The organism is Bacillus sp. YKCMOAS1, from assembly GCF_030268125.1.
Lineage (GTDB): Bacteria > Bacillota > Bacilli > Bacillales > Bacillaceae > Bacillus > Bacillus safensis.
In genome coordinates this window covers 439,367-451,520 of record NZ_BSEI01000003.1, presented here as the reverse complement: position 1 = coordinate 451,520, position 12,154 = coordinate 439,367, and the positions used below count along the sequence as shown (strand labels likewise).

General features: G+C 41.0%; 9 protein-coding genes. 7 read left to right on the top strand and 2 right to left on the bottom strand.

Annotation, left to right across the window (positions count from 1 at the left end):
- Positions 1-10 precede the first annotated feature (10 nt).
- On the bottom strand, positions 11-493 hold the full coding sequence (locus QSJ46_RS11325) for a hypothetical protein (RefSeq protein WP_047201826.1): 483 nt from the start codon (positions 491-493) through the stop codon (positions 11-13).
- 120 nt (positions 494-613) lie between these two features.
- On the opposite strand from QSJ46_RS11325, the gene glsA reads away from it, so the two are divergent.
- From glsA to QSJ46_RS11300, 5 genes are all read left to right on the top strand, one after another.
- On the top strand, positions 614-1,543 hold the full coding sequence (glsA, locus tag QSJ46_RS11320; RefSeq protein WP_034281651.1) for a glutaminase A: 930 nt from the start codon (positions 614-616) through the stop codon (positions 1,541-1,543).
- A gap of 122 nt (positions 1,544-1,665) precedes the next feature.
- On the top strand, positions 1,666-1,947 hold the full coding sequence (locus QSJ46_RS11315) for an Fpa/YlaN family protein (protein ID WP_003212509.1): 282 nt from the start codon (positions 1,666-1,668) through the stop codon (positions 1,945-1,947).
- A 209-nt stretch (positions 1,948-2,156) separates the two neighbouring features.
- Entirely contained in the window at positions 2,157-3,368 is a 1,212-nt protein-coding gene (gene ftsW / locus QSJ46_RS11310; protein WP_039178273.1) for a putative lipid II flippase FtsW, read from the top strand.
- A 79-nt stretch (positions 3,369-3,447) separates the two neighbouring features.
- Positions 3,448-6,894 carry a pyruvate carboxylase gene (pyc, locus tag QSJ46_RS11305; protein WP_047201763.1) on the top strand — a complete coding sequence of 1,149 codons (3,447 nt, stop codon included), beginning with the start codon at positions 3,448-3,450 and terminating at the stop codon, positions 6,892-6,894.
- 100 nt (positions 6,895-6,994) lie between these two features.
- Positions 6,995-8,431, top strand: a complete 1,437-nt coding sequence (locus tag QSJ46_RS11300; protein WP_285604724.1) for a cryptochrome/photolyase family protein — start codon at positions 6,995-6,997, stop codon at positions 8,429-8,431.
- Positions 8,432-8,469: 38 nt separating this feature from the next.
- Here the strand turns inward: QSJ46_RS11300 and QSJ46_RS11295 are convergent, their stop codons facing one another.
- Positions 8,470-9,393, bottom strand: a complete 924-nt coding sequence (locus QSJ46_RS11295) for a COX15/CtaA family protein (RefSeq protein WP_041084950.1) — start codon at positions 9,391-9,393, stop codon at positions 8,470-8,472.
- Positions 9,394-9,786: 393 nt separating this feature from the next.
- On the opposite strand from QSJ46_RS11295, the gene cyoE reads away from it, so the two are divergent.
- Entirely contained in the window at positions 9,787-10,704 is a 918-nt protein-coding gene (gene cyoE / locus QSJ46_RS11290) for a heme o synthase (RefSeq protein WP_047201764.1), read from the top strand.
- Positions 10,705-10,983: 279 nt separating this feature from the next.
- The gene (gene coxB, locus QSJ46_RS11285; RefSeq protein WP_107163606.1) at positions 10,984-12,051 is read left to right on the top strand and encodes a cytochrome c oxidase subunit II; all 1,068 of its coding nucleotides are present in this window, start codon (positions 10,984-10,986) and stop codon (positions 12,049-12,051) included.
- Positions 12,052-12,154 lie beyond the last annotated feature (103 nt).

Sequence of the window (12,154 nt, the reverse complement as noted above, 5' to 3'; positions counted from 1 at the left end):
ACCCTCTGTCTTATGTAATGATGAGCTCTTTGACACCTTTTATCGGCTGAGTGAGGTTGGACTGATCCGCGAAATAAACGTGGATTGGTCCTTCTTCAGTCATAGGCTTCCCATTTTGGCTGAAGTGTGCAATGCTTTCCATTGCCTGAGAAAGCGGAACAGCAATTGTCCCTGTATCTGTGACAAATTCGCATGTGTCTGCATGTTCAAGCGGTTCTGCATTTTTCAGCATATCACCAAGCTTCATTCCGAAGCTGCCTGTGACGAGTCTTTCCTTTTCATACTTCTTCTCTGTTTTTAAAGTGGGTGGAAGTGTTTGCCCTTCTCTGATCACCCGCTCTTGGTCAAGCTCCTGATCCAGCTGACTTTCTTCGTTTGCTGTACTTTTTTCAAAAAATGAATCCATTAAAAATTTACGGTCATCAAAAATCCATACACTTGGATCAATGGTGATCTTGTACTTTACGTTCCCCTTAATTTGAATGATGCTCATGTTCAAGACAACCCCTTTCCACCATAAATTATAGAAGTTTTCGCCTGCTTTGTCACTTTCATAAACATGCATCTCCTTGTACACACTAATCTTACATGAAAGATAGGGAGGATATTGGGCATGGCATGTCGCGACAATGAAGAGCTTCAGCGATTTGTAGAAGAAGCAAAAAAAGTGGCCAAAGATGGCAAAGTAGCATCCTATATTCCCGCTCTCGCCAAAGCGGATCAGACGGATTTATCTGTGGCTGTGTATCATGTGAGTAATACTTGCCACTCGGCAGGAGATGTAGATAAACGCTTTACCCTGCAAAGTATTTCAAAAGTATTAGCCCTTGCGCTCGTACTCTCAGAAGAAGGGCCAAAAAAAGTTTTTCAATTTGTTGGACAAGAGCCTACAGGTGACCCGTTTAATTCAATGATTAAGCTGGAAACAGCAAGTCCGAATAAGCCGCTGAATCCAATGATTAATGCAGGAGCGCTTGCAGTCACAAGCTTAATAAGAGGCGCGACGCCGCAAGATCAGCTAAACCGCCTGCTTGGCTTTATTAGAGAGCTTGCAAATGACAAAAGCATTACATACTGCAAGGAAACAGCCGCATCCGAATTTGAGACATCAATGATTAACCGGGCTATGTGCTATTATATGAAGCAATATCATATTATTAGAGGGAACGTAGAAGAGGTCATGGACGTGTATACGAAACAATGTGCCATCATGATGAACAGCTTAGATTTGGCGAAAATTGCTTGTGTTTTTTCATTAGATGGCAGACATCCAGAGACGGGGCAGCAAATTCTTTCAAAAGATGTCGCTAGAATTTGTAAAACCTTTATGGTGACGTGCGGCATGTACAATGCAAGCGGGGAGTTTGCCATTAATATCGGCATACCCGCTAAAAGCGGTGTTTCAGGCGGGATTATGGGAGCGGCTCCATATGATTTTGGGATCGGAATTTTTGGCCCTGCACTGGATGAAAAAGGGAATAGTATTGCTGGGATTAAGCTGCTTGAGCTCATGAGTGAAAAATATGAGATGAGCATCTTTTAATGATGAATGTCTTCTTTTTATTTTTACAAAGCGAACTGTACAAATCTGCTTGCAATTTTGGGCGTTTCGCTTTATGATAAATAGAAGAATTAGGTACTCGCCTGGGGAACGGAGGGATACTTTTGGCGTCAGAAATTTTAGTCGATCATCGGCAAAAAGCACTGGCTTTATTAAAATTGGATGCAGATAAAATTTTAAAATTGATCCAAGTGCAAATGGACAACTTAACGATGCCGCAATGTCCTCTTTATGAAGAGGTTTTAGATACTCAAATGTTCGGATTATCGAGAGAAATTGATTTCGCTGTCCGGCTTGGATTAGTTGATCAACATGAAGGTAAGAAACTACTCGATAAACTTGAGAGAGAGCTTTCCGCACTTCATGATGCGTTCACAAAAAAATAACGATTGAAAACTCAAACTTCCACAACTAAGTTTGAGTTTTTTTGTCCTCTATTTTCTTTTGATGGATTGACGGCAAACGGACTTGATTCTTTCATGAATGACGAACAATATAAAAGAGGTAAAACGGGATCAAACGGAGAAAATGTAGTAGAATAAGAACAGCTAAGAAGATATCAAGCAGTAGAAACAGACGTTAGGAAGAGGATTATATGTTAAAGAGAATGCTAAAATCGTATGACTACTCATTATTGTTCGCCATTATCTTAATCAGCGCATTCGGTTTGGTTATGGTGTATAGCTCAAGTATGATTACATCTGTTATCAGATACGATGCCGCGCCAGATAACTTTTTTAAGAAACAGCTCTTATTTATGATTGTTGGAGCAGCCATCTTGATCTTTACAGCATTAGTTCCATATCAGCTGTTTTCAAATAAGAAATTCCAGATTGGTATGCTGCTGCTTTCAGTTTTTTCCCTCATCTATGTATATTTTGGCGGTCATATTGCAGGGAACGCAAGAAGCTGGATCAAATTAGGACCTTTTAGTCTTCAGCCAGCTGAATTTGTGAAGATTGTCGTCATCATCTATCTTGCTGCGGTGTATGCCAAAAAGCAGCATTATATTGATCATATTTTAAGAGGTGTTACGCCTCCGATCGTGATTGTCTCTATCCTATGCGGATTTATCATTTTGCAGCCAGACTATGGGACAGCCTTTATCATTGGCATGATTGCCCTTGCGATGATTTTATGCTCAGGTTTTAGCGGCAAAACGCTAGCGAAGCTGCTCGCGCTATTTAGTGCAGTAATGGTCGTTGTGACCCCATTTATTATTCTTTTTTGGGATAAAATTTTCACGCAAAATCGTCTCGGACGTTTTGAGAGTTTCCAAGATCCATTTAAAGATGCAGGGGCTACTGGGCATCAATTGATTAATTCATATTATGCCATTGGATCAGGCGGCTTTTTTGGACTCGGTCTAGGAGAAAGCGTTCAAAAGTACGGGTATCTTCCAGAACCGCACACAGACTTTATCATGGCAATTATCTCAGAAGAGCTTGGTTTTTTCGGCGTGTTTTTCGTTATCGCTCTTCTTGGTTTCATCGTCGTGAAAGGTTTTTATATTGCGAGAAAGTGTGAAGATCCGTTTGGAAGTTTGCTTGCAATAGGAATTTCCTCCATGATTGCGATCCAAACTTGTATCAATTTAGGCGGTGTTTCAGGTCTTATTCCGATCACTGGGGTAACACTTCCGTTTATCAGCTACGGAGGATCGTCCATCATTTTACTTAGCATCTGTATGGGCATGCTGCTGAATATCAGCATGTTTACTGAATATAAAGAGCGTTACAAAAAGAAAAAATCAATGAGCAAACCATCGGTTGAAAAAAATGGATTGCAGAAAACTTTGAATCTTTAGAAAACAAAAGTGTACAGTTTTCATTTCTTCCTTTATTATAGAGTACATATAAAATTTTAAGGGATATGGAGGAGTGAGAATGTCACAGAGAACAATTCAAAAGGTTCTAGTTGCAAACAGAGGGGAAATCGCTATCAGAGTCTTCAGGGCCTGTACGGAGCTCAACTTACGTACAGTGGCCATTTATTCCAAAGAAGACTCTGGCTCTTATCATCGCTATAAAGCAGATGAAGCATATCTAGTTGGAGAAGGAAAGAAACCGATTGATGCCTACCTTGATATCGAGGGGATCATCGAAATTGCAAAACGAAATGACGTGGATGCGATTCATCCAGGCTACGGATTTTTATCCGAAAACATTCATTTTGCAAGACGATGCGAAGAGGAAGGCATTCAATTTATCGGTCCAACTTCTCAGCATTTAGATATGTTTGGAGATAAAGTAAAGGCTAGAGAAGAAGCGAAAAAAGCTGGTATTCCAGTCATTCCAGGAAGTGACGGACCAGTTGATTCGGTCGAAGAAGTCGAAAAATTCGGTGAAGAATACGGTTACCCGTTTATTATTAAAGCTTCACTAGGCGGCGGCGGCCGGGGTATGCGGATTGTCAGATCAAAAGAAGAGCTGAAGGAAGCCTATGACCGTGCGAAGTCAGAGGCAAAAGCTGCTTTTGGAAATGACGAAGTATACGTTGAAAAGCTGATTGAGAATCCAAAACATATTGAAGTGCAGGTGATTGGTGACAATCACGGCAATATCATTCATTTATATGAGCGTGACTGCTCTGTTCAAAGGCGGCATCAAAAGGTCATTGAAGTGGCGCCAAGTGTGTCTCTAACAGATCAATTGCGTGAAGACATTTGCGAAGCAGCTGTCAAGCTGGCCCAGAATGTATCGTACATTAATGCTGGGACTGTAGAATTCCTTGTTGCAAATGGAGAGTTTTACTTTATTGAAGTTAATCCAAGGGTGCAGGTAGAACACACGATCACAGAAATGATCACAGGTGTTGATATCGTCCAAACCCAAATTCTTGTTGCAAAGGGGCATAACCTTCACAGCAAAGAAGTTGGTATTCCAAAGCAGGAAGATATCTTTACGCACGGCTTTGCCATTCAATCAAGGGTCACAACAGAAGATCCTCTCAATGACTTTATGCCAGACACAGGAAAAATTATGGCCTACCGTTCAGGTGGGGGATTTGGTGTACGTCTTGATACAGGGAACAGTTTCCAAGGTGCGGTCATTACACCTTATTACGATTCACTATTGGTCAAGCTGTCCACATGGGCGCTCACATTTGATCAAGCGGCTGCTAAAATGGTCCGAAATTTACAAGAATTCAGGATTCGTGGGATTAAAACAAACATCCCATTTCTTGAAAACGTAGCTAAGCATAAGAAGTTCTTAAAAGGAGAATACGATACATCGTTTATCGACTCAACGCCAGAGCTATTTAATTTTCCTAAGCAAAAAGACCGCGGAACGAAGATGTTAACTTATATTGGTAACGTTACCATTAATGGGTTCCCTGGTATTGCTGAGAAAAAGAAGCCTCATTTTGACAAGCCAGACGTACCGAAGCTTCCTCTCAATCAAGAGATCCCGTCTGGGACAAAACAATTGTTAGATACGCATGGACCTGAAGGACTTGCCAACTGGGTGAAAGAACAAAATAACGTCCTTTTAACTGATACAACCTTTAGAGATGCGCATCAGTCTCTGCTTGCGACACGCTTCAGAACTCATGATTTAAAGAAAGTTGCCCAGCCAACAGCAGGTTTATGGCCAGAGCTGTTTAGTATGGAAATGTGGGGCGGGGCTACATTTGATGTCGCGTACCGTTTCTTAAAAGAAGATCCGTGGGAACGATTGAAAGAGCTTCGTCAAGAAGTGCCAAACACACTGTTCCAAATGCTATTAAGATCATCAAACGCTGTCGGATATACAAACTATCCGGATAATGTGATCAAAGCATTTGTAAAAGAATCTGCCGAGGCAGGCATTGACGTGTTCCGTATTTTCGACAGCTTAAACTGGGTCAAAGGCATGACGCTTGCCATTGATTCTGTTCGGGAATCAGGCAAAGTGGCAGAGGCGGCCATTTGTTATACGGGGGACATCCTTGATCCGTCTCGTCCCAAATATGATCTTGGATACTATGTATCTCTTGCGAAGGAGCTTGAATCTGCAGGCGCACATATTTTAGGTATTAAAGATATGGCGGGGTTATTAAAACCGCAGGCTGCCTATGAGCTAGTCTCTGCTTTAAAAGATGAGCTTACAATCCCTATCCATCTTCATACGCATGACACGAGTGGAAATGGACTGTTCACCTATGCAAGGGCGATTGATGCAGGTGTTGATATTGTGGATGTTGCCGTCAGCTCTATGGCAGGACTCACATCGCAGCCAAGTGCAAGCTCACTTTATTATGCTTTAGATGGACATGAAAGAAAGCCAGACATGAACGTCCAATCTGTCGAACGCCTTTCTCAATACTGGGATTCCGTCAGAAAATACTATCATGAATTCGAAAGCGGCATGAATTCGCCTCATACAGAAATTTATGAGCATGAAATGCCTGGCGGTCAATATAGTAACTTGCAGCAGCAGGCGAAAGGTGTCGGTCTTGGTGAGCGCTGGAATGAAGTAAAGGAAATGTATAGACGTGTGAATGACATGTTTGGTGATATTGTAAAGGTAACACCATCTTCTAAAGTAGTTGGAGATATGGCACTTTATATGGTGCAAAATGATCTAACAGAAGAAGATGTCTATGAAAAAGGCGCAACATTAGACTTCCCGGATTCTGTTGTGGAATTATTTAAAGGCTATTTAGGCCAGCCGCATGGCGGATTCCCAGAAAAACTGCAAAAGCTGATTTTAAAAGGGGAAGAGCCTCTTACTGTCAGACCTGGTGAGAAGCTGAAGCCAGTGGACTTTGAAGACATTAAGAAGCAGTTCAAAGAATCTCATGACCTGACATTAACAGAGAAAGACGCAATTGCGTATGCCTTATATCCGAAAGTCTTTTCTGAATTTGTCCAAACAGCAGAAAGCTACGGTGACATCTCTGTTCTTGATACACCAACGTTCTTCTACGGGATGAGACTTGGAGAAGAGATTGAGGTAGAAATCGAAAAAGGAAAAACCCTTATTGTCAAACTCGTATCAATTGGCGAACCGAATCCAGATGCCACAAGAGTTCTTTACTTTGAGTTAAATGGCCAGCCGCGTGAAGTGGTGATTAAGGATGAAAGCATCAAATCCTCCGTTCAAGAAAAAATGAAGGCGGACCGCTCGAATCCAAATCACATCGCCGCGTCGATGCCAGGCACTGTCATTAAAGTACTCGTGGAAAAAGGGCAAAAAATTTCACAAGGTGAGCATTTGATGATCAATGAAGCCATGAAAATGGAAACGACTGTACAAGCCCCATTTTCTGCGGTCGTAGATGAAATACATGTGACGAATGGAGAACCGATTCAAACAGGTGATCTGCTCATTGTATTAAAGCCTGAATAAGAAGTGAGACACATCCACCGTGATGTGTCTTTTTCTTGAGCGCATTAAAATGTGCAGCAGCAAGTGAGAGTGATTACACTATAGAGTGAGGTGAAGAAGGTTGGACAAAATTGTTGTGATTTGGTTTCGCCGGGATATGCGATTAGATGATCATATCGCCTTATCAAAAGCGATCACATATGCAAAAAAACACGAGTACAAATTATTTGCTCTTTATCATCTAGATCCATTTTTTACTGAAATGGACCTCGATTTAAACAACGAACATTTTTTTCAAAACGTGGCGCATTTCGTCAAGGAAGCAAGAGAATCTCAAATGTATGTTCACCTTCTCTATGGAGATGTCTTGCGTGCCTTTCAGCAAGTTATCGATGTGTATGACATCAAAGCGGTCTTTTTTAATGAAGATCAAGTGGGAATCGGACAAAGGCGTGACCATCACGTAACCGATTTTTTAGAAAAGATGGGCATTCATGTGTCAAAATGGCAAGATACACACCTTCACGGGGCGCATGATATTTTAAAAGCGGATGGCACTCATTATCAAGTGTTTACTCCATACTATCAATCATGGCGAAAGCAAGAGAAGCAGCCTGTGATAAAAGTTGACAAATCATTTCTCAGCAGCGCTCATACGATTTGTGATGAGTCACTTTCGCATGAAGGGAATGACAAACTACGCAGCATGATCAAGAAATTCTCAAGGAAATTTGATCAAATCGGCTCACACAAAGCGATGAACACGCTGCATGACTTTATCCAAAAAAGACTAACGCGTTATCATGGGAAACGGGATATTCCATCTGTTTTTGGAACGAGCAAGCTGTCTCGTTTCTTAAAAACAGGTGCCATTTCGATTCGAACGATTTTTCATGCGGTTCATGAGGAAGTGCTGTTTGAAGACGAGGGCAGTGAAACCTTTATCAAAGAGCTGGCATGGCGAGATTTTTACCATATGATTTATGCTCATTATCCAGAGATGAAAGAAAAAGAAATCAATTCGGCGTTTCAAGGAATGAAATGGAATGAAGATGAGACGCTGTTTAACGCATGGTGTAAAGGTGAGACAGGCTTTCCCCTCGTTGATGCAGGGATGCGGCAGTTAAATGAGGAAGGCTGGATGCATAACCGTTTAAGAATGGTCACCGCCTCATTTTTAACAAAGGACTATTTGATTGATTGGAGAAAGGGAGAAGCGTATTTTGCAAAAAAGCTTGTGGATTATGATGAGGCTTCGAATATCGGAGGATTTCAGTGGGCAGCTTCTGTTGGGACAGACGCCGTTCCATACTTCCGTATTTTTAACCCAACGACTCAGTCAAAGAGATTTGATCCGAGCGGGGAATATATTAGAAGATATGTACCAGAGCTTAAGCATGTCGATGAAAAATGGATTCATGAACCAAGTAAAATGCCGATCGATGAACAACTAAAATCGAGCTGTGTACTAGGGGATACATACCCGTTGCCAACAGTTGATCACGGGGAAAGACGCAAAAAAGCCATCTCACTATTCGAAGAAGCAAAACAACAATAAAAAAATCCCCCTCTCGGCATGATAGGGGGATACAAATCTTATTTAAAGGGTTCTTTGCTTTCATATTTAAACCGGGCAATAAGTAAGCAGAAGTAGCATAGTACCCCAAACAAACAAGAAATAAAGAATGAATGAGCCAGCGCGTAACCAAGTGCAAGCTGAGAATAAACAGACATCACACCTGAAATGGCTTGAAGCGTAATCAGAATGGCTGAGATGATCCATCCATAATACAGCTGCTTCTGTTCTTTATAATGTTTCATGGCATGGAACATAGCAACAAATATCCAGACGAATAAAAGAAGCGCTGCTGCTCGGTGAGACATTTGAACCCACTGATTAAAATAAGTTGGAAGCGCACCGTCTTTTGAACAAAACGGGAAGACAGAGCAAGCAAGGCTTGACTTTGTATGTCTCACATAAGCACCCGTATAGACAACGATATACGTATACGTGATCAACCCATAAATATGGAACTGCATCTTTTTGCCGATATGAAGCGGCTTCACAAGCTTTGTTTCAGATCTGGTTGCTTCAAAGACAAGAAGGGCAAGCAGTAATACTGAAGCAAATGAAATGAGTGAAATACCGAAGTGCAGTGCCATCACAAGTGCGTTAGAACCAAATACAACGGCAAGAGCTCCTAACAGCGCTTGAAGCATTAAGAATATAATGGACATGATGACCAAAAATTTGGTTTCACGGAATACTGGACTAATTTTTTTCCAGCATAAGACCGCTAGTGCCAGAACAAGAATGGTGGAAACCCCTGTTGACATGCGGTGACTCCATTCGATGATGGAAGCGGGGTTCATTTCAGGAAAGAAACGACCGTGGCAAAGGGGCCACTGTCTACCGCAGCCAAGACCCGAACCGGTTTTCGTAACAAGCGCACCGCCAATCAGTACGATCAGCATCACAAACGTTGTGATCACGCTCAATAGCCTTAAAGCAAATTTCATCAAATTATTTCACCTTCTCTAAAAAACTTCTGATGTAAATGAAAACCTCACATGCTCTCAAGTTTAAGCCAAATGCGTGTTCTGTTGCAATTCATAATGACCAAAGTTCACAAAAAAATGATATGTTAGTTCACAAAGTTTACAGATTTAGAGTGCTTGATCTTTCTTTGACAGTCTGATAGAAATAGAGGAGAGAATATTTCATTTTGCACCGCCTTCTGAAACACACATATATCCTAATAAATTCACGAAAAGTTCACAAATAACTTCAAGTTTGTCGTTTATTATTTAATAGGATGTTTTTTTACAGCTGTTTATCTTGTATGATAGAGTTGTAATGATTTTACGTGTCATTCGTTCGTTTGAAGGTTTGGGCAAGGGAGGTTATACACATTGGCAAATTCCAAAACAGCCGCGGAAGCAGCTATTCATGGACAAATAGAAGAAACAACAGCATGGAAAGATTTTCTTGCTCTGATTAAAATGGGCATCGTCAATTCCAATTTCATTACGACATTTACTGGAATGTGGCTTGCTTTTTATTTTACAGGTATGAGTTTTCTTGGAAATCTTGATATTGTGCTGTTAACAATGATTGGTTCTTCTCTTATTATTGCCGGTTCATGCGCGATTAATAATGCGTTTGACCGTGATATTGATATATTAATGGAAAGAACAAAAACAAGACCGACGGTTACAGGTAAAATTCAGCCGGGGCAAGCGTATGCATTTGGTATTCTGCTTGTTGTATTAGGACTCATTATGCTTCTGATGACAACCGTTACATCAGCAGTGATTGGATTTATTGGGGTCTTTACTTATGCGGTTCTTTACACTATGTGGTCTAAACGCCATTACACCATCAATACAGTCATCGGAAGTGTATCTGGCGCGGTTCCGCCATTAATCGGCTGGACAGCTGTCACAGGTACAATCGACACAACGGCTTGGGTTTTGTTTATGATTATGTTCATTTGGCAAATCCCGCACTTCCTTTCACTTGCGATTAAGAAAACAGAAGATTACCGTAAGGCGGGCATTCCAATGCTGCCAGTTGTTTACGGCTTTGAAGTCACAAAACGCCAAATCATCATTTGGACAGCATGTCTTCTTCCACTTCCATTTTTCTTAGGTGGATTAGGATGGCCGATTGTTGCACTTGGTACACTGCTTAATATTGGATGGCTTGTTATTGGCCTTATGGGCTTTAAAATGAAAGACGTCATGAAGTGGTCAACGCTCATGTTCGTTTATTCATTAAATTACTTAACCATCTTTTTCGTAGCGATGATTATTATTACACTATTCTAGAGTGAAATACACTTTGATCACATCAAAACAATGGCTATATCTTATAACACAACATTTTCTAACAACTATGAAAGCCGCCTGATATTCAGTTCTATTTAGGCGGCTTTCTGTTTATACATAGATGGTATTTTGAGTAAAAACATCATTTTTTTATGAAAAGAGGAAATGTAAGTGCTTTTATAAGAGGCGGGGGTTATAGATGGGTGAGAAGTGATTTTATAAATAAGAGGTAAAAAGCGAAAGGCAAAGGAGATCAAGCAAAAGGGGTTGGGACAAATTATGATAAGAAAATGGCGTGTTTATTCACTGTTTCTCTTACTGACGCTCGTTTTGGCGGGCTGTGGTGAACCATACTTATCAACACTCAAGCCAGTTGGGGAAGTAGCAGATAAACAGTTTTTCCTAACGGTACTGAGTACACTTATTATGGTTCTTGTCGTCATTGTTGTATCGATCATTTTCTTTTACGTCATCATTAAATTCAAACGTTCTAAAGTGGGAGAAGATACGATTCCAAAGCAGGTGGAAGGGAACCGAAACTTGGAAATCACATGGACAGCGATTCCGATTCTTCTACTCATTATTCTCGTTGTACCTGTTGTGGCATACACGCTTGAACTAGGGGATACAAGCGCTATGGATAAGAAAAAACGAGATCCTGAAAAGACACTTGTTGTGAATGTAAGGGCCAGCTTATATTGGTGGGAATTTGAATACCCTGATTATGGGATTGTCACAAGTCAGGAATTGATCGTACCAACAGATCAAAAGGTGTACTTTAAGCTAAAAGCATCCGATGTCAAACACTCATTCTGGGTCCCATCGGCTGGCGGTAAAATTGATACAAACACAGATAATGAGAACAAATTTTATTTAATCTTTGACTCGAAACGAACGAAAGATGCAGGGGAATATTTCTACGGGAAATGTGCGGAGCTTTGCGGACCGTCACATGCTTTAATGGACTTTAAAGTTAAAACGCTTTCTCAAGATGAGTTCTTAGGATGGACGAAAAAAATGGCTGATTACAAGAAGCCTGAATCCACAAAAGATCTCGCTTTAGAGGGTGAAAAGCTATTTAAAGAGAAGAACTGCTTAAGCTGTCACGCAGTAGAGCCTGGTGACGAACGGCCGGAAGCAGCAAGGACAGCACCAAACCTTGCGACCTTCGGAGAGCGGACGAAAGTAGCTGGAATCAAAGACATGAACAAAGAAAATGTGAAAGCATGGCTGAAAGATCCAGAAAGCTTTAAACCAGGGAATAAGATGACAGGAACGTACCCTAAATTAAATGACTCAGAAGCAGATGCACTTTACGAGTATTTAAAAGGTCTTAAAATCGAGTAACAATTAGAGCAGATATGCAAGAGGGTATGTGATCGATGTGAAGTTTTTGTTAAGAGCTCCCGAATATGTCTCTACAACCGAGAAGTCGTCATCTGTCAGACAT